Origin of the sequence: Paenarthrobacter sp. NPDC057981 (assembly GCF_042886835.1) — a bacterium.
In the GTDB taxonomy this organism is placed as follows: Bacteria; Actinomycetota; Actinomycetes; order Actinomycetales; family Micrococcaceae; genus Arthrobacter.
In genome coordinates, this window is the sequence record NZ_JBHVQI010000004.1 from 133,984 (window position 1) to 152,171 (window position 18,188).

Here is an 18,188-nt window from a genome sequence, read left to right on the forward strand (position 1 = left end):
AATAATTCGTGGGACAGGTGATCAGCGCGCTAGGCGACTGTGGAGTAGGCCACGACACCCCGGCGGACCAGGTCGATGGACTCCCGGCAGATCCGGCCCAAGCGGGGGTCAAGCTGTGGGATCTTGGCCAGCTGGTCCAGGAGGTCCACCACCTGCTTGGCCCAACGGACGAAATCTCCCGCCGCCAGGTCGGTTCCGCTGAGCACGTCCTGGAGATGGCGGCCCTTGGCCCACTTGTACATTGGCCACATCAGGCCCAGCTCCGGTTCTCCCGTCAAGGGAAGACGGTGTTGTTCCTCGGTATCCTCCAGCCGGGACCATTCCCGGACAACCACATCGACAGCCGTTTCCAGGGACACCGATGGCATCTTCGGCCTAAGTCCGCGGTCCTCCCGCTTGGCCTGGTACACCAAGGTGCTGGCGAACGATGCCAGTTCGGCTGCGTCGAGGTCGTTGATGGCTCCTTGGCGGATGGACTGGGAGATCAACAAGTCCTTCTCGCCGTAGATCCGGCGAAGACGCTGTCCGTCGGCACTGATGGTGACCTGACCGGCGTCGTTTGTTTCCAGGTAACCGTAGGTGGCGAGAACCTCGCATACCCGGTCGAACGTCTTCGCGATGGTATTGGTGCGGCCCTGGATCTGGCGGACCAGTCCGTCCGTCTCCTTGCGCAGCTTCCACCAGCGCTCGGACCACCGTGCATGGTCCTCCCTTTCGCTGCAGCCGTGGCAGGGATGTGCCCGCAGGGCACGGCGGAGGTCCGCGATCCTCTGTTCCTGGTCCGGTAGCCGGGCCCCGAGGCCGAAGTCCTCATGCCTGCTGTTCCGGTGGCGCTTCGGTGCGTCTTCGCTGACGGCGTGGCGCATCGATGATGCCAGATCGCGGCGGGACTTGGGAACCTTGGCGTTGAACGACTTCGGTATCCTGATCCGGGTCACCGGCGACACAGGGCCGTCGAGGTCGTGGACACCGATCCTCCGCAGCTGGTTGTCCTGGGTCAGCACTGACGGACGTGGTTCGCGGGCGTGCGGGTCGATATCCAGTACCACCGCATGCCCCGCCAGCCGGCCGCTGTAGATGCTGATGACATCACCGGGGATCAACCGCGCGAGGGAGTCGGCAACGCGTGACTTTCGGGCGCGCTGGTGGTCGCGGGCTGCGTTGTTTTCAGCGTCGCTGAGGTCCCGCCGCAGTTTGGCGTACTCGGTGAAGTCACCCAGGTGACACTGCATGGATTTCGCGTACCCGGCCAACGACTCTTCCCGGCCACGGACCTGCCTGGCCAGGCCAACGACCGAACGGTCCGCTTGGAACTGGGCGAAGGACGACTCCAGGATTTCACGGGCCCGCGCCCGGCCGAACTGGGCAATGAGGTTGATGCTCATGTTGTACGTGGGCCTGAAACTGGAATTCAGGGGGTAGGTGCGCCTGGACGCGAGGCCGGCAACAGCAGCGGGATCCGTGCCCGGTTGCCACAGGACAACGGCGTGGCCTTCGACATCGATACCACGCCGCCCGGCCCGACCGGTCAGCTGGGTGTACTCCCCCGCCGTGATGTTGACGTGGGCTTCGCCGTTGAACTTCTCAAGTTTCTCCAGGACCACGCAACGCGCGGGCATGTTGACGCCGAGGGCCAGCGTTTCGGTGGCAAAGACGGCCTTGACCAGTCCGTCTGCGAAAAGCTTTTCCACCACTTCCTTGAAGGTGGGCAGCATTCCGGCGTGGTGGGCGGCAAAGCCCCGGACCAGGCCGTCACGCCATCCCCAGAACCCGAGGACATCCAGGTCGTCGGCAGGGATCTCATGGCTGGCCTCATCCACCCGCTGGGCGATGATCTGCTGCTCTCGTTCCGTGGTGAGCCACAGCCCCGAGGCAGCGCACTGGGCCACGGCGGCATCGCATCCGGCACGCGAGAAGATGAAAGTGATGGCTGGAAGCAGATCCTGGCGCCTCAGGCTCTCGATCACCTGCGGGCGGCTGGCCTTGCGGACGGGACTGCGTTGTTCTGATTGTTGCCTGTCGTCGCGGTGCCGGTCGTTTCGACGACGGCTCCGGCCGCCATGTCCGAACCGGCCTCCCAGGTTCATCCGGCTCTCGGAACGGGCCATGGCCAGAAGGTCCGGGTTAACTTCAAACTCGGGACCGGTGACTGCTTGCCGTACTTTCGGGGTGGATGCTCCCTTGGGCGAGACGCGGCGGCGTGAGTTGGTCTCGCTGGATACTTCCGGTGCGTCCGAGAGGTCCGGGGCGTCGGTTTCCTGCGCGCCGGGGGCCACGGGCGCGATTTCGTCGAAAGAGGTGTCGCCGGCAAAGAGATCCACGATCTCCCTGCCCACCATGACATGTTGCCACAACGGCACCGGCCGGTGTTCAGAAACGATGACGTCGGTATCGCCGCGAACAGTGTCCAACCAGGCACCGAACTCTTCGGCGTTGGAAACGGTTGCGCTCAGGGACGCCACCTGCACTTCGCTGGGCAAGTGGATGATGACTTCTTCCCAGACGGCTCCGCGGAAACGGTCGGCAAGGTAATGGACCTCGTCCATGACGACATAACCAAGATCGCTGAGCGTCTCCGAATCGGCGTACAGCATGTTCCGCAGCACTTCTGTGGTCATCACCACTACCGGTGCATCGCCGTTGATGGTGGTGTCGCCTGTCAGCAGGCCAACATTCGCTGCTCCGTACTTCTCTGCCAATTCCGAGAACTTCTGGTTGCTCAGGGCCTTGATGGGGGTGGTGTAGAAAGCCTTAAGCCCCCGCTGAAGGGCCAGGTAGATGGCGAACTCGCCGACGATTGTCTTCCCGGCGCCGGTGGGGGCTGCCACCAGCACGCCCCGCCCCTCCTGGAGTGACTTGCAAGCTTCACGTTGGAAGTCGTCCAGTTCGAAGTCGAGTGAACCGGCGAAGGAGCCGAGGTAGGTTTTTGCCTCCGCTGCCCTTTGCGCTGCCGCCTGGTAACGCTCGGATGGAGATGGAGACCCGGAAAACGAAGACATGCATCAAGCCTAGTGGCCCAACGTCTACAGATTCTCCAGATCTGCGGCCGGGGTGGCGATATCGGCAGTGGCCTCCGTCTCGGCAGCGCGCTTGATGGCACGGCGTTCACGTCGGCGGTCATTAAGCAGGCACAACCCGATAGCTGCGAAGAAGAGCAGCAGCATGGGGGCAGCAAGATAGAACATGCTCATCGCGTCCGCGCCGGGAGCGGCCATGGCGGCGAAGAGGCACACCAGGAAGATGGTGATGCGCCAGCTCTTGACCAGCTGCTTGCCTTTGACGATGCCGGCCAGGTTCAGGCCGACGAGTACCACGGGTACCAGGAAGGCAATGCCGAAGGCCAGGAGGAGCCGAAGGACAAAGGCCAGATAGATTTCGGCGCTGATGAAGTTTGAGCCACCCACGGGGGTGAAGTCCGTCAGGACCCGCACCGCGTTAGGCAGGACAAGCCAGGCGAGAAGGACGCCTCCGATGAACAGCGGAACAGCCGCAGCGACGAAGGACAACGCGAGGCGGCGTTCCTTCTTGTGCAAGCCGGGAACGATGAAAGCCCAGAGCTGGTAAATCCACACGGGACTGGACAGCAACACCCCAAGGAACACGGAGACTTGAACCATGAGGTCGAACGAACTGGCCACGCCGTCAAAGTTCAGCGTGGCGGCGCGACCCTCTTTCTCATTGAGGTCCTTGATCGGTTTGATCAGGGCCTCCAGGAGCGGCTGATAGACGATGAAGCCCACCACTGTCCCGAGGATGACGCCGATTGCAGCCTTGAAGAGCCGGTTCTTCAGCTCCTTGAGATGGTCAAGGAGCGCCATCCGGGCTTCGGGGTTGGCCTTGCGCCCCTTCGTCTCTACCACTTCTCTTTAGACGCGGTTGGAAGGCGGAACGTCAGTTTCGCCGGTGTTCCGGGCCTTCATGTCGGGGGTCGTGGCGTCCGGGTGGCCCACAACCCTGCCTTCAACGGGGTCCGAACCGTTCTGGGAATCCTTCGTCTCGGAAGAACCGTCCTTCTTCATTTCCCGGACCTCAGACTTGAAAATACGCATCGACTGTCCAATGCTGCGCGCCATGGACGGCAGCTTTGGTGCTGCAAAAAGCACCAGAGCCAGAACGATGATGATGATGAGATGCCAGCCTTCAAGCCTCATGTGGGAGGTCCTTTCCTTTTGGATACATCCTACGTCTAACTGAATTCAATGTCGTGCAGGGATTGCGGCTGACCCCGCTCCGCTTTGCGCTGGACGCGCTTCTGGCGGCGAACTTCCTGCCGGGAGGCTTTGGCCGTCAGGTAATCATGACGCATCTGATCCGGTGAGGCAAAAATTGCGGACCCAGGTTCGGGGCGCTTTTCCGCCACTTCCACATCGGAGGTTTCCGCGACAGGAGAAAGGTTGCTGAAACGTTTCCCGGCGTCGCCCAGTTCATGAACAGTTGCCATGAATTTCCTGAACAGGCGATAACCCAAGGTCAGGTGCAGGAGCAGGGCAAGGGCTACGAGTGCGATCCACAGCAGGATCCAAAACCACCAAGGCATCTGAGTAGTCTAGCCAGCCTGGGCGTCGGAAGCATCGTCGTACTGTGCCAGGGCAGCCATCAGCCAAGCCACTGCCTCGTCGCGCAAAGACCCGGGATGCAGGATCCGGACCGTACCGCCGTGCTGTGAGACGAACATGGGCAGCCAACCGGCGTCGCCGAACCGCACTTCGGCGAGCAAGCCGCCGTCGGGCAGTTGGGCCGTGCGCTCGGCATAGTAGTCATCTGCAAGCCCGGCGCCCTGGCGGGTCAACTGCAGGACCACCACAACGTCGTCGTCGCCGGGAGTGAACAGGCGCGCCGGAAAGTCCTGGTCCGTGGCTGCCTGGCCGGAGGACGCACGACCGTTCGGTTCCAACGCCTCCACCCTGTCCAGCCGGAAGTTACGGATACCTGCCTTGCTGTGGCAGTACGCCTCGAAGTACCAGATGTTGTCCATCGAATAGAGCCGCAGTGGGTCAACATCACGTTCTGTCACCTCGTCGCGTTGCAGGGACAAATACCGAAGCCGTAGCTGCCGGCCGTCCCTGATGGCCTGGGTGATGGTGGCGAACGCTTGGGATTGCTGGGGTGCTACCGACTGCCCGGCCACGGAACCGGCCAAACGGCCTGCTTGGCCGGCGGCACCGGTCAGTTTGATCGTCACGGACTCCAACGCACTGCCGGATTCCTGGTCCGCCATACCCGCCAGGGCGGGCAGGTCGCCCAGCATCGCAAGGCCCGTCAGCAACGCGGCTGCCTCGTCTTCGCTGAAGCGCACCGGCCGGTTCAGGTCCAGGTGCTCTGAGATGTACACGTGGTCGTTTTCCCACTGGATATCCAGCAGGTCGTCCGGATAGCCTTCCGGAAGCCCCGAGCAGATCAGAATTTTCAGGTCGTCGATCAACTCTTTGCGCGAGATGCCGAAGCGGTCTGCCACCTCTTGGATGTGCAGGCCCTGGTGATGGACCAGGAAGGGCACCAACTGCAGCATTCTGGCCAGCTGGTCCTCCGATGTGCGTTTCCGGGCGCGCGGTGCACGGCCAGCCTCGGGGAACTCCACATCCACAGCAGGTGCGGCGTCGAAGTCAAGGGCGCTTTTGAGGCGGCGTACGACGGCGGCCCGCAACTCCGCTGGTTCCGTCACCTTTACGTGGGGACCGTAGGAGGCCAGCTCTTCGGCGAGCTGTTCAGGGTCGCGGAAGTCGACAGCGATCCGGTCCCGGGTCACGTCTACCCCCGAATGTCCCGTGGCGCTGGCCCGTTTGCGGAGCGCCAGTAAGCGGTCTCTGTCCACATCCAGGGTGGCCTCTTGGAGGGGCAGTTCCTTGAGCGAATCAAGCTCCATGCGCGCGTTGAAGCCCTCGGGTGGGTCAAAGCTGCTCCCGGACACAACGGTCAGTGCCGTGGTCATCCGTGAAAGCCTGAAGATCCGTTTGGCTCCCCTCCCCCTGTCAAAGCCCACCAGGTACCACTGGCCGAAGCGGCTGCCCAATCCCCATGGCTCCACTTCCCGTGTTTCCTCGCGCCCGGTGCTGACGGCAAGGTAGCCGAAGCGGACAGGATGCCTGCCGTGCATGGCTGCAACGACGTCGTCGAATGCTTGGCCCGCCGGCTTGATACGCGGCTGAACGCCTGCTGGAAGGTCGACGTCGGTGAAGCCACCGGCGGCCTGGAGCTTACGGACGGCATTTGCGGCGGCGTTTCCAAGGGCCGCCCGTTCCCACAGTTGGGCTGCCAGCAGGAGGACCGTACACTCGGCTGGCGTCAGGTGCACTTCCGGAAGCCTGTTGGAGTCCTTACCGATCCGGTAGCGGGCCGAAGCGGGATCGTCCGCACCGAAACTGCCGGGGTCCATCAAGGTCTCAACCTCGAAGCCGAACTGCTTCAGGTCGGCCTTGTCGCGCTCAAACATGCGCCCGAAAGCGACGTCATTTCCGGCGGTGTCGTGGTAGACCTTTTCGCGCAGGATGGAGCGTGAAAGGCCCACCCTGGTATTGAGCAATGCAAGGAGAAGGTTCAGGAGTCGTTCAGTGCGGGATGCGGACACGGTTGCTACGTTACTAAAGACCGGGGGGAAAACAGCAAGGCGCGTCACCAGCCGGGGTTAACCGGGAGGTGACGCGCCTTGCGGGACGGCAGTTCCTTAGCGGACAGCCACAAGGTCAACGACGAAGATCAGGGCTTCGTTCGGCTTAATGGCTGCGCCGGCACCGCGCGAGCCGTAGGCCAGCTCCGAGGGGATTTCAAGGCGACGACGACCGCCGACCTTCATGCCCAGCAGGCCCTGGTCCCAACCCTGGATAACCTGGCCCACGCCTACACGGAAGTCCAGGGGGGCTCCACGGCCCCATGAAGCGTCGAACTCTTCGCCAGTGGACCAGGCAACCCCAACATAGTGGGTGGAGACGGTGTCCCCGGCCTGGGCTTCGCGGCCGGTGCCCTCGATGAGGTCCGTGATGACGAGGTCCGTGGGGACGTCGCCTTCGGGGAAATCAATCTCCGGCTTGGTGCGGTCGAAGTCACGCTGACCAAATGACATGGTTACTCCTTGGTGTGGGTGATGGATTGGTGTCAGGAACCAGCCTATGCCAGTGCCTGCAGATTGCGATGGGGTTACTTGACGCCCAGGATGTCTACGACGAAGACAAGGTCACCCTTGGCCTGGCCCTGGCCGGCCGCGCCGTAGGCGAGGTCCTGAGGAATAACCAAGAGGACACGGGAGCCTACGGTCTTGCCCTCGAGGCCCTGCGTCCAGCCCTTGATAACGCCGGTGAGGGGGAAGCTGGCGGGCTTTCCGCGGTCGTAGCTGGAATCGAACTTGGTTCCGCCCACGAGGTTGACGCCAACGTAGTTCACGGTCAGGGTGTCTGATGCCTTGACGGCTGCACCCTTGCCCTTAATGAGGTCCTGGGCGATGAGCTCCTTGGGGGCTGCGACGCCGTCAATGGAGATCTGCGGAATACCCTTGTCGTCTTCCTTCACAGTTGGAAGGCCGGCGGGAGGAGTTACGGGGTCGCCTTCAGGCTTGTCCAGTACCGGAGCAGGATCCTTGGCGGAGAGCAGCTTGAAGACAACCAGCTGGGTGGCGGCCGCAGGCGACGCTCCGGCGTTGCCAGGAGCGGCGAAGGCAATCTGCGAGCCAATCTTGGCACCAACGATCGCGTTGTAGATCTGCTGGTTGCCGGACTTCAGTTCGTCCGTCAGTTCAATTGGCTGGGGTCCGTTGGCGTAGGCGTCTTCAACGGTCTTGCCGTCGTTGCCGTCCATGGCTACGTAGACGAGTTCGGCCGTTTGCCCGGCCTTCACGCGCTCTCCGTCACCTTCCTTGACCACCTTGACTGTGGGTTCGGACACGCTGAGCGGCTTGGAGAATTCAACGCCCGGTGCTTTGTCGTTGCCGTTGTCCGTCACTTTCACGGAGTCGAGCTTGGAGATGTCACCTGCGGACTGGCTGGTGGGCTCAGGTGCCGCGTTGCTTCCCCCGCACGCGGTGATGAGCAGCAGGGCAGGAAGAAGAATTGCTAGGAGTCGGCGCACAAAAAAGACACTTTCGTCGGGGCAAAGGACACTCGGAACAGCGAATGACGCCTCCAAGCAGGTTGTCTCCTGGAAAGAGACCACTATCCAGAATAGCCCGCGAAGCTGGGAACCAGCTTAAAGCGCCGATCAGCCCATGGAGTCCAGAAGCGCATCCACCCGTTCGTCGTCGCTCCGGAAGGGGTCCTTGCAGAGAATGGTCTGGTGCGCGCGGTCATTCAATTTCAGGTGGACCCAGTCGACGGTGTAGTCGCGGCCAAGTTCCTGGGCCCGGCGAACGAAGTCGCCACGGAGCTTGGCGCGGGTGGTCTGAGGAGGTGCGTCCACGGCGTCCTTGACGTCGGTCTCAGTGACCAGGCGGCGGGCCGCTCCCCTGGCCTGGAGCAGGAAGAACAAGCCCCGCTGCCGTGAGATGTCATGGTACGTGAGGTCGAGTTGGGCAATCCGGGGCGAATCGAGGCCGAGCCCGTGCCGTCCCATATAGCCATCCATGAGCTTCTTCTTGATAGCCCAGTCAACCTCAGTGTCAATGGTGCTGGTGTCGCCGCTTTCAATGGCATCCAGGGTGCGCTTCCACAGATCCAGGATCAAGGGAACATGCGCGTTGTGCGCCCCATTGGTGGCGACGAAGTCAGTGACCTTCGTGAGGTATTCGCGCTGGATATCAAGGGCTGTGAGCTGCCTGCCGTTGGCAAGGCGGACCAGGGCCCGGCCTGTCAGGTCGTGCGAGATCTCACGGATGCTGCGGATGGGGTTTTCCATGCGCATGTCCCGCATGATGACGCCGGACTCGATCATCCGGAGAATCAGGTCCACAGTACCGACCTTGAGCAGGGCCGTTGTTTCGGACATGTTGGAGTCCCCGACGATGACGTGGAGACGACGATAGAACTCGGCGTCAGCGTGTGGCTCGTCCCGGGTGTTGATGATGGGACGCGAACGGGTGGTCGCAGAGGACACGCCTTCCCAGATGTGGTCTGCGCGTTGGGAGAAGGCAAACGTAGCTCCGTGCGGGGTCTTCAATACCTTGCCCGCGCCTGCGATCAACTGCCGGGTCACCAGGAACGGAATCAGGATTTCCGCCAAGCGCGAGAATTCACCACGGCGGGGAATCAGGTAGTTCTCGTGGCTTCCGTAGGAGTTTCCCGCCGAATCCGTGTTGTTTTTGAAAAGGTAAACGGTTCCGTTGAAGCCTTCGGCGGCCAGCCTGCTTTGGGCCTCGTCCACGAGGTCATCGAGAATGAGTTCGCCCGCCCTGTCATGGGCAATGAGCTGGGCAAGGTCATCGCACTCAGCTGTGGCATATTCCGGGTGCGAACCTACATCCAGATAGAGTCGCGACCCGTTGGTCAGGAAGACGTTGGAAGACCTCCCCCAACTGACTACTTTCCTGAAGAGGTAGCGGGCTACTTCCTCCGGTGCCAAGGGACGCGAATCCGGGCTGGAATAGGAAATCCCGAATTCCGTTTCGATGCCGAATATGCGTTTGTCCATCTCAGGCCTCCTCTGTGAGCAACCGGGTCATGTCCTCGGGCAGCAACCTCCGGAACGCCCTGCGTGATCCGCGGTGGCTCTCCGAAGCACGGTAAAGGACAGCAGCTTCGACGGCGGTGGCCGGCAGGGCTTCGAGCTCCTTGTCGGCAGCCAAAGCACGCAAGGCCAAACGCATGGCCCCCGGCAGGGTGAGATCCGGCTCCCAAGCCCCGCTGACGACGTCGGAAATCTGCTCCGCCAATCCGCCCATGACGACGAAACCGTTCTCGTCAGCGATGGAACCATCGAAGGTCAGGCGGTAGAGGTGGTCTTGTTCCCGGGTCGCCCCGACCTCGGCCACGGCCAGTTCAACCTCGAATGGTTTCTGTTCAGCAGTGAAAACAGCGCCGAGGCTTTGGGCGTACACACTGGCCAGGCCGCGGGCCGTGACGTCCTCGCGGTCATAGGAATAGCCGCGCACATCGGCGTAGCGGACGCCCGCCTGCCGCAGGCTCTCGAACTCGTTGTACTTCCCTACGGCTGCAAAGGCGATCTTGTCGTAGATTTCGCCGATTTTGTGAAGGGACGGTGAGGGATTCTCCGCGATCAATGCAATGCCGTCAGCGCAACTGATGACCACGACGGACCGGCCGCGTGCGATGCCCTTCCGCGCGAAGTCGGCGCGGTCCTTCATCAGTTGTTCAGGAGAAACATAGAACTGCTGCGTCATCTCAGGCCTCCCGTCCGGCGATGGCCCGCGATTCAACGATTGCCCCGGCAATAGCGGCGAGATCGCGCTCCGGGACCCTGCGGTTTCCGGCGCGCTTCACCGTGTAGACCACTGGCCAGAGTTGGCGTACCGGGTCCGGTCCACCGGTGGCAGAGTCGTCGTCTGCGGCGTCATAGAGTGCCTCGACAGCTACCGCGACGGCGTCTTCTTCGGAGAGATTCGGTTTCCACAGCTTTTTCAGCGCGCCCCTGGCGAAGACTGAACCCGATCCCACCGAATGGTGTTCCTGCTCTTCGTACCGGCCGCCCGTGACGTCGTAGGAGAACAAGCGGCCCACGCCGCTGACGTGGTCGAATCCGGCGAAAAGCGGAATGACTGCCATCCCCTGCATCGCCATGGGCAGGTTCCCCCGGATCATGGCACCCAGGCGGTTTGCTTTGCCCACCAGGCTCAGCAAAGTGCCTTCGATCTTTTCGTAGTGTTCGAGCTCAACTTGGAAAAGGCGCGTGATGTCGATTGCCAGGCCGGCCGTGCCGGCGATGCCCAGCACCGAGAATTCATCGGCCGGGAACACCTTTTCGATGTGGCGGCTGGCGATGACGTTGCCCATGGTGGCGCGGCGATCGCCCGCCATCAGCACGCCGCCCGCATACGTCAACGCCACGATGGTGGTGGCATGCGGCGAGGCCGGTACGGAGCCGGCGGGCAGTGGCTGATTGAACGGAAGGAGTTCAGGACGCGAGCGTTGCAGATGCTCGGTGAATGAAGACGTTGCCTGGGTGGCCAGGGGGCCGTTTGATGGGTCCTGCATTGCTGCACTCCTTCGACTCTGCGTTCACGTGCCCGACGGCCTCACGCCGTCCGGGGGTAGGTCCTTGCTGTGGGGCCGGTTACTGGCCGCCCTTTTGGACGAAGGCCCTGACGAACTCTTCGGCGTTCGATTCCAGTACGCCGTCGATTTCGTCGAGGAGATCATCCACGCCCTGTGTTGCCTCTGATGCCTGGGCTTCGGGCGCTGCAGGCGGAGCCTCCGGGACGTCCACTTCAGCGTCGGTTTCCCGTGACTGTGGTTGTTGCTGCTCCTGAGCTGCCATTTTCTTTCTCCCTACTGTCAGTCCCCGGAAATTGGAGACTTCCTACTGCCATATTGCCACGCTGCGGGCTGCCGCGTGCGGCTTTGGACAGGTACGAATGTTCCTGTGGCGCACACCGGCTCAGGCCCTTGCCGGTGGCGGATTCTGACCCAACAATTCGGCAAGGAAAGGACCCGCTTCAGTGTGGCGTTCGAAGAGTGCCCCGGTCAGATCCTGGGTCCCGCGCAACGGTTCGCGGGTGGGTACGCGCTGCAGCTTCCCCAGTCCCGGCACATCGAAGATCACAGAGTCCCAGCTGGCGCCCACCACGTCCTTGCCGAACCTCGAGACGCATTTACCTCGGAAGTACGCGCGAGTATCCGACGGCGGTTCCGTCACCGCCCGGGCGATGTCGGCGTCGTCCACTACCCGCTGCATGCGGTTGTTGGACAGCAGCCTGTAGTAGAGGCCCTTCTCGGGGCGGATGTCCGACCATTGAAGGTCCACCAGGCCGAGCCGGGCGTCGTCCCAGCCCAATCCGTCCCTGTTCCTGTACCCTTCCAGGATCGACTTTTTCGCCACCCACTCCACGGACGACGCCGCGGACATCACGTCGGAGCCCAATGCGGTCAAGACGGATTCCCAGAGGGAGAGAACCCCGTGGCTGTGGCCGTCTCCGGAGAGTGAATCACCCACGCCGGTTTCCTGGGCCAGTTTCGCTGCGGCCTCGTAAAACATCCACTGGAGGTCCAGGGCTGTCACCCTGCGTCCGTCGAGCAGCCGAACCGTTGCCGACAGTGTGGTGTCATGGCTGACGGCTTGAAGGGCCTGGACCGGCTCGTGGACCTCGATCTTCGGAGCCTGGCCGGCCTCAATGAGGCTCAGGACCATGGCCGTGGTTCCGAATTTGAGGTAGTTGGAGGCCTGACTGAGGTTGGCGTCCCCGATGATCACGTGCAAGCGGCGGTACTTGTCCGCCGTTGCATGGGGTTCGTCCCGGGTGTTGATGATGGGGCGGCGGATGGTTGTCTCCAGCCCCACTTCCGCTTCGAAGAAGTCGGCCCGCTGGCTGATCTGGTATCCGGCTGCTGAACTGTCCTGACCCAGCCCCACCCGGCCGGCACCACAGACTACCTGGCGGGAGACAAAGAACGGGGTCAGGCCGCGAATGATGTCGCCAAAGGGCACCGAACGGGGCATGAGATAGTTCTCATGGGAGCCGTAAGACACCGACTTGTTATCGGTGTTGTTCTTATACAGGTTGATGGCAGGCAAGCTGGTGTCCGCGGCCACCTTTCGGACGGTGGCAAGAGCCACGAGGTCACCGGCAGCGTCCCAAGCAACCGCATCCCTGGGATTGGTAACCTCCGGACTGGAATACTCCGGATGGGCATGGTCGACGTACAGGCGGGCGCCGTTGCCGAGGACCATGTTCATCAGGAGCGATCCGGACTCGTCCGCGCCGTCAAGCTCCAGTTCCTGGCGGCCGTATGCCAAGGCGACGGCTTCGGCGTCGAGGACCGGAGGCTGGTCCGTGAGTTGGCTTGGATCTGCCGCCGCCCTGTCGACGGTCCAGCCGCGGGCGTCGTGGAGCGGTTCCTCATCCGTGTAGTCCCACCGCGTCTCGGCGCCACCGGCGGCACGCTGCCGCGTGACGGCGGCGTATGCCTGGATGATCCTCGCCGACATCATGGTGGCATTGGCACCTGGCGCGGACGGCGCGTGGATACCGTATTCAGTTTCCGAGCCCATGACGCGCATCGCTCCGCCAGCGGGCAGTTTCTCTGCGGGTGTACCTTCGGGTCTTGCTGTCACAGGTACTGGCCCGTGTTCGCGGTGGTCTCGATGGACTTGCCAGGTTCCTGCCCGGCCTTGCCTTGGACGATGGTCCGGATGTAGGTGATCCGTTCACCCTTCTTGCCTGAGATCCGTGCCCAATCGTCAGGATTGGTGGTGTTCGGCATGTCCTCGTGCTCCCGGAACTCATCCACCACGGCCCGCAGCAGGTGCTCGATCCGGAGGCCCTTTTGCTGGTTGGTCAACAGATCCTTGATGGCGTACTTCTTGGCGCGGTCCACGACGTTCTGCACCACAGCACCGGAGTTGAAGTCCTTGAAATACAGCATCTCCGTGTCGCCGTTGGCGTAGGTGACTTCGAGGTACTCGTTGGATTTCTCGGTGGAGTACATTGCTTCCACGGTCCGCTGGACCATGGCGTCGACCGTTGCCTGGATGTCTCCGCCGTACTCCGCCAGGTCCTGGGCGTGGAACGGAAGGTCAGTGGTGATGTATTTTGCGAAAATGTCCGCGGCGGCTTCGGCGTCGGGCCGTTGGATCTTGACTTTTACATCGAGGCGCCCTGGCCGGAGGATCGCAGGGTCAATCATGTCTTCCCGGTTTGATGCACCGATGACAATCACGTTGTCCAGGCGCTCCACGCCGTCGATCTCGCTGAGCAGCTGGGGCACGATGGTGGTCTCGACGTCGGAGGACACACCGGTACCGCGGGTTCTGAAAAGCGAGTCCATTTCGTCAAAAAAGACAACCACGGGGCTGCCGTCCGACGCCTTTTCACGGGCCCGCGCGAAGATCAACCGGATATGCCGCTCGGTTTCGCCTACGTACTTGTCCAGGAGCTCGGGACCCTTGATGTTCAGGAAGTAGCTCTTGAGGTCGGTGTTGCCGGCGCGTTCGGCGGCCCGGGCGGCGAGGGAGTTCGCCACGGCCTTTGCGATCAGGGTCTTGCCGCAGCCCGGAGGACCGTACAACAGGATGCCCTTGGGGGCCTTCAAACCGTGCTCACGGTAAAGGTCCGGATGCAGGAACGGAAGTTCCACGGCGTCGCGGATTTGTTCGATCTGCGGACCGAGGCCGCCAATGTCCTGGTAGGTGATATCCGGAACTTCCTCAAGGACCAGGTTTTCCACTTCGGCGCGGGGAACCTTCTCCAGGGCGTACCCGGTCCGTGAATCCAGGGACAGCGCGTCGCCGACCTTGAGGTGGAGCTCCTGGAGGGCTCCGGAGAGCCGGACCACCCGTTCTTCATCGGCGCGGCCGACTACCAGTGCACGGTCCTTGCCGAGCATTTCCTTCAACGTGACCAGTTCGCCGGCCCGCTCGTAGCCAAGTCCTGCCACGATGAGGAGGGCCTCGTTGAGCAGGACTTCCTGCCCTACTGCGAGTTGGTTGACGTTGACCAGGGGGCTGACGCCCACGCGCATCTTCCGACCTGCGTTGAAGATGTCCACTGACTCTTCTGTTGCTGCTTGCCCCGAGCTTCCCGGTGCCGGCTGCCTGCGCGGGTTGACCTGGAGCACGGTGCCGAAGCTGTAGGGCGGCTGCCCCTCCTGCTCCAAGGCCCCTTTCAGGCGAAGGATCTCGGTCTTGGCGGTTTCCAGCATGCTCACGAGCTTGCTGTTGTTCTGGGTAGCGGCTGCCAGCTGGCGGTCGATGTGGCGGAGCTTGTCCCGAAGGATGTTGATCTGCCGTTCGGCAACAGTCAGGTCGGTCGAGGGTTCAGGCGGCTGAACTGGGGCGATACCCCGGCCCGCCCTTTCCTCTGCCGCTGTGTTTGCATCCTCCGGTGTCGGCCGTCCAAGGTCGTTGTTTGGCGTATCCACGATTCATCAGCCCCTTCCTGCGCTTAACAAGACCTTAGTCCCGAAAAGCCCAGGGTGCCCGGTGACATCCGGAATGCGGACCCTATTGTGACCTTTTCAGTTTGTGACCGGGGGTTCGTCCTGGACGTTGGTTCCAGCGATGGCGTCACGGGCGGCGCGGCGCAGCTTCTTGTCCGAGACTGAACGTTCCCCCACTGCACCGGGGGTCCAGGCGTTGAGGTCCTCTTCGCTGAATTCTGTCTTGGAAGGACGCCGTTTCACGGAAATTCCGGTGACGCCATCGGCCAAACGCCGGGTCACAAGCAAGAAACCGGTGTGGGCAACCATGCGGTGGTCAGGCCGGACGGCGAGGCCCTCCAGGTGCCAGCCGCGGACCATCGACTCCCAGGCGTCAGGTTCCGTGAAGCGGCCGTCGGCGCGGATTGCTTCTGCAGTGCGCGACAACTGGGTCACCGTGGCGACATAGTTGATCCAGACGCCCCCAGGTGCCAAGACCGTGGCAACGGCGTCGACGCATTCCCAAGGAGCGAGCATATCCAGGACCACACGGTCCACCGAGCCGGGGGCCTCAGCCTTGACGACTTCCTCCTGGAAGTCGCCCAAGGAAATCTGCCACGCCGGGTGTGGTCCACCGAAAATGGTTTCGACGTTGCCCCGGGCGATGTCAGCAAACTCTTCGCGGCGCTCGAAGGAGTGCAGGTAACCGCCGTCGCCTACGGCACGGAGCAGTGAGATGGACAGTGCGCCTGATCCGACGCCTGCTTCCACAACGCGGGCGCCCGGGAAGATGTCTGCCATGGTAACGATCTGGGCCGCGTCTTTGGGGTAGACAACGGCAGCACCACGGGGCATGGACAACACGAAGTCGGACAACAGGGGGCGCAGCGTTTGGTACTGCTGGCCAACATTGTTGCTCACCACGGAACCGTCGACCTTGCCGATGATTTCGTCGTGGTTCAGGAATCCACGGTGCGTATGGAACGCGCCGCCCACTTCCAGCATGATCGTGTTCATTCGCCCGCGCTCGTCCGTGAGTTGGACCCGCTCGCCCACACGGAACGGCCCGCGACGCCGTGCGGCCCCCGTTGGCTGCACAGTGGAGCCGTTGGCTGCCTTGTCCGGGCTTGCGCTTGCCTGGGGGGCGGGGGTTTCGCGGTTCATGTGTGTTCCTCGCTCTTGTACGGCTTGGCCGCGACGTGTTGCTGGCTGCTGGGCGCCAAAGGTATTGGGTTCTTGCTAAGACGGCCGGCATGTAACTCTACCGGTCCTGTGGTCAGGCGCGACCGCTCCTGCGGGGTTCCTTACCTGTTATGGCTGTCACTACGGCGTCCTGGCGAAGCAATCCGGTGACGACTCCGTTGTGGTCCACCACAGCGTATTCGCCGCCTTCCAGCTGCGCCAAGTACTGGATCAGCTCCTGGCCCTTGGACCATTCGGGGACGTACGCGCCTGCAGCCAGCGCGTGGGCAACCGCGGTGACCGGCGTCGTCGTGACCGCTTCAAAGGGGACGCTGGCAACCGCAGGGCCGTCAACCACGCCTTGCGGCTTGCCGTCAGGTCCGCAGATCACGACGGCGGGACTCCCCGCCGGAGCTATGGCCAGGACATCTGCCACTGTCGCCGAGTTCGGCACGCCGACAGCGCGATCCGCCAGGCCGGCGGCAGTTACCAGGTAAAGACGGCTGCGCAATTTCGCGTGGTGGATGGAGCTGGAAGCACTCATCCAGAGGAAGCCGCAGACCATGACAGTGACGACTGTGTACATGAGATCAGGCAGTTGGCCTCTGAGGAAGGGCACAACAATGAACCAGATGACCAAGGCCACTACGATGATCCGGCCTGACCAGCCTGCGGCAATGGTGCCCTTGTCCTGGCTGCCCGTGGCTTTCCAGACAGCCGACTCCACGAGGCGGCCGCCGTCCAAGGGCATTCCCGGGAGGACATTGAAGATACCGATCACCAAATTGGCGAGCATCAGGATGTCCGCGAGCATCCGCGGTATGCCGCTGAGCATTCCGCTGGACGTTACAGCCCACATGATCCCGGCGATGAGGAAGTTCGACGCCGGTCCGGCGAGGGCAACGATGACCGAGCGGCCGGGCGAGGCCGTGAAGTTTTCGAATTGGGTGTGGCCGCCCCACAGGTTCAGCACGATTTTCTCAGTGGGCCAACCAAAAGCCCTGGCACTAAGCGCGTGGGCGATTTCGTGGAGGAGGACCGAGACGGCGAGCAGCAATGCGATGGCGAGCCCCACCACGTATCCCCAGTAGCCGATACCGGGGAAGAAGTCCATGACGGATGGACCATAGAAGACCACTGTGATCGCGGCAATCACGAACCAGGAGTACGCCAGGTAGACGGGCACGCCGGCGATCTTACCGAGGGGAATGCCTTCCCTCTTTGTTGCCACGTGATGCGGTGCCGGGGAACTGCTCACCTAGTTGGCCCCTTCAACGAGGTTCAGTGCGGGGAAGCGGTCATCGACCAACCGGCCAACGTCGGCAGCCGTCCGGCCAACCAAGGTATCCCACAGGATCATGCGGTGGTCCTCGGGGAGAGGCACCTGGTGCGGGATGCCAACGGTGACCACGCCTGCAGCCATGGCGGCCGTTGCGCCGGGCACGGAGTCTTCCAAGGCCACGCAATGGTGGATTGTCAGGGCGGGGTCGTCCAGCTTCAGCCGCTCCACCGCCGTGAGGTAAGCCTCCGGATGGGGCTTTCCGTTGGTGACGGTGTCACCGGTGACCATGAACTCGAAATACTGTTTGGGGAGGCTCTCAACCACCACTCCCGCGAGGGGGCCTTCCGACATGGTCACCAGAGCGCAGCGGATGCCTGCTGTGTGGAGTTCATCCAGCAGCTCGCGCGCTCCGGGGCGCCACGGGACTTCCTGGCGGACCCGGGCAATGACCTGTGCGCTCAAAGTATCCACGATTTCGCGGGCCTCAAGTTTGACGCCGGCCCGCTGCAGGACAGCCGCGGAGTGAAGCAATGACTGGCCCACCAACTGCATGGCCTGCTGGTGGCTCCAGCTGCCTCCATGTGCTTCCACCAGCGCGCGCTCGGCCGCGATCCAATAGGGTTCGGTGTCCACGAGTGTGCCATCCATATCCCAGAGCACGGCTTTGAGGAGGGGCTGGCTGGGTGTTGAATGCATGGTTTCCAGTCTACGTGGAACCTGATGTCCCTCAGTCCCGGCATTGTGCTCTGGGCGAATATGGGACACGCGTTGACGCG

General features: G+C 62.6%; 16 protein-coding genes. All 16 read right to left on the reverse strand.

What is annotated here, in order from left to right; genetic code table 11:
* Nucleotides 1–29: 29 nt before the first annotated feature.
* Nucleotides 30–2,999 (reverse strand): DEAD/DEAH box helicase, encoded by a 2,970-nt coding sequence (locus ACFVSI_RS06920; protein WP_387821213.1) that lies wholly within the window; start codon nucleotides 2,997–2,999, stop codon nucleotides 30–32.
* A gap of 24 nt (nucleotides 3,000–3,023) precedes the next feature.
* A complete protein-coding gene (gene tatC / locus ACFVSI_RS06925; RefSeq protein WP_387821216.1) occupies nucleotides 3,024–3,860 on the reverse strand; it encodes a twin-arginine translocase subunit TatC in 837 nt (278 codons plus the stop codon).
* A gap of 6 nt (nucleotides 3,861–3,866) precedes the next feature.
* On the reverse strand, nucleotides 3,867–4,151 hold the full coding sequence (gene tatA / locus ACFVSI_RS06930) for a Sec-independent protein translocase subunit TatA (RefSeq protein ID WP_387821219.1): 285 nt from the start codon (nucleotides 4,149–4,151) through the stop codon (nucleotides 3,867–3,869).
* A gap of 35 nt (nucleotides 4,152–4,186) precedes the next feature.
* Nucleotides 4,187–4,537: a hypothetical protein gene (locus ACFVSI_RS06935; protein WP_387821221.1), complete on the reverse strand. Its 351-nt coding sequence runs from the start codon at nucleotides 4,535–4,537 to the stop codon at nucleotides 4,187–4,189.
* A gap of 9 nt (nucleotides 4,538–4,546) precedes the next feature.
* Entirely contained in the window at nucleotides 4,547–6,565 is a 2,019-nt protein-coding gene (locus tag ACFVSI_RS06940; RefSeq protein WP_387821223.1) for a helix-turn-helix transcriptional regulator, read from the reverse strand.
* A gap of 96 nt (nucleotides 6,566–6,661) precedes the next feature.
* Nucleotides 6,662–7,057 (reverse strand): FKBP-type peptidyl-prolyl cis-trans isomerase, encoded by a 396-nt coding sequence (locus ACFVSI_RS06945; protein ID WP_387821225.1) that lies wholly within the window; start codon nucleotides 7,055–7,057, stop codon nucleotides 6,662–6,664.
* Nucleotides 7,058–7,131: 74 nt separating this feature from the next.
* Complete coding sequence (locus ACFVSI_RS06950) at nucleotides 7,132–8,055, reverse strand: FKBP-type peptidyl-prolyl cis-trans isomerase (RefSeq protein ID WP_387821228.1); 924 nt, start codon at nucleotides 8,053–8,055, stop codon at nucleotides 7,132–7,134.
* A 129-nt stretch (nucleotides 8,056–8,184) separates the two neighbouring features.
* Nucleotides 8,185–9,549 (reverse strand): Pup--protein ligase, encoded by a 1,365-nt coding sequence (gene pafA, locus ACFVSI_RS06955; protein ID WP_387821231.1) that lies wholly within the window; start codon nucleotides 9,547–9,549, stop codon nucleotides 8,185–8,187.
* 1 nt (nucleotide 9,550) lies between these two features.
* Entirely contained in the window at nucleotides 9,551–10,258 is a 708-nt protein-coding gene (prcA, locus tag ACFVSI_RS06960) for a proteasome subunit alpha (protein ID WP_387821234.1), read from the reverse strand.
* Between the two features lies 1 nt (nucleotide 10,259).
* On the reverse strand, nucleotides 10,260–11,069 hold the full coding sequence (gene prcB, locus ACFVSI_RS06965) for a proteasome subunit beta (RefSeq protein WP_387821237.1): 810 nt from the start codon (nucleotides 11,067–11,069) through the stop codon (nucleotides 10,260–10,262).
* A gap of 79 nt (nucleotides 11,070–11,148) precedes the next feature.
* The gene (locus ACFVSI_RS06970) at nucleotides 11,149–11,352 is read right to left on the reverse strand and encodes a ubiquitin-like protein Pup (protein ID WP_387821239.1); all 204 of its coding nucleotides are present in this window, start codon (nucleotides 11,350–11,352) and stop codon (nucleotides 11,149–11,151) included.
* Nucleotides 11,353–11,472: 120 nt separating this feature from the next.
* Complete coding sequence (gene dop / locus ACFVSI_RS06975) at nucleotides 11,473–13,092, reverse strand: depupylase/deamidase Dop (protein WP_387821379.1); 1,620 nt, start codon at nucleotides 13,090–13,092, stop codon at nucleotides 11,473–11,475.
* A 50-nt stretch (nucleotides 13,093–13,142) separates the two neighbouring features.
* Nucleotides 13,143–14,951, reverse strand: a complete 1,809-nt coding sequence (gene arc / locus ACFVSI_RS06980; protein WP_387821242.1) for a proteasome ATPase — start codon at nucleotides 14,949–14,951, stop codon at nucleotides 13,143–13,145.
* A 96-nt stretch (nucleotides 14,952–15,047) separates the two neighbouring features.
* Nucleotides 15,048–16,112 (reverse strand): tRNA (adenine-N1)-methyltransferase, encoded by a 1,065-nt coding sequence (locus ACFVSI_RS06985; protein WP_387821245.1) that lies wholly within the window; start codon nucleotides 16,110–16,112, stop codon nucleotides 15,048–15,050.
* A gap of 112 nt (nucleotides 16,113–16,224) precedes the next feature.
* Nucleotides 16,225–17,388 (reverse strand): site-2 protease family protein, encoded by a 1,164-nt coding sequence (locus ACFVSI_RS06990; protein ID WP_387821248.1) that lies wholly within the window; start codon nucleotides 17,386–17,388, stop codon nucleotides 16,225–16,227.
* A complete protein-coding gene (locus ACFVSI_RS06995) occupies nucleotides 17,389–18,108 on the reverse strand; it encodes an HAD family hydrolase (RefSeq protein ID WP_387821251.1) in 720 nt (239 codons plus the stop codon).
* Nucleotides 18,109–18,188 lie beyond the last annotated feature (80 nt).

What these genes read in the sequence shown, in the direction of transcription:
- ACFVSI_RS06935 (WP_387821221.1), bottom strand. Translation starts at nt 4,537, where the DNA reads ATGCCTTGGTGGTTTTGGATCCTGCTGTGGATCGCACTCGTAGCCCTT.
- prcB (WP_387821237.1), bottom strand. Translation starts at nt 11,069, where the DNA reads ATGCAGGACCCATCAAACGGCCCCCTGGCCACCCAGGCAACGTCTTCA.
- ACFVSI_RS06985 (WP_387821245.1), bottom strand. Translation starts at nt 16,112, where the DNA reads ATGAACCGCGAAACCCCCGCCCCCCAGGCAAGCGCAAGCCCGGACAAG.
- ACFVSI_RS06995 (WP_387821251.1), bottom strand. Translation starts at nt 18,108, where the DNA reads ATGCATTCAACACCCAGCCAGCCCCTCCTCAAAGCCGTGCTCTGGGAT.
- dop (WP_387821379.1), bottom strand. Translation starts at nt 13,092, where the DNA reads ATGCGCGTCATGGGCTCGGAAACTGAATACGGTATCCACGCGCCGTCC.
- prcA (WP_387821234.1), bottom strand. Translation starts at nt 10,258, where the DNA reads ATGACGCAGCAGTTCTATGTTTCTCCTGAACAACTGATGAAGGACCGC.
- ACFVSI_RS06920 (WP_387821213.1), bottom strand. Translation starts at nt 2,999, where the DNA reads ATGTCTTCGTTTTCCGGGTCTCCATCTCCATCCGAGCGTTACCAGGCG.
- ACFVSI_RS06970 (WP_387821239.1), bottom strand. Translation starts at nt 11,352, where the DNA reads ATGGCAGCTCAGGAGCAGCAACAACCACAGTCACGGGAAACCGACGCT.
- pafA (WP_387821231.1), bottom strand. Translation starts at nt 9,549, where the DNA reads ATGGACAAACGCATATTCGGCATCGAAACGGAATTCGGGATTTCCTAT.
- tatA (WP_387821219.1), bottom strand. Translation starts at nt 4,151, where the DNA reads ATGAGGCTTGAAGGCTGGCATCTCATCATCATCATCGTTCTGGCTCTG.
- ACFVSI_RS06945 (WP_387821225.1), bottom strand. Translation starts at nt 7,057, where the DNA reads ATGTCATTTGGTCAGCGTGACTTCGACCGCACCAAGCCGGAGATTGAT.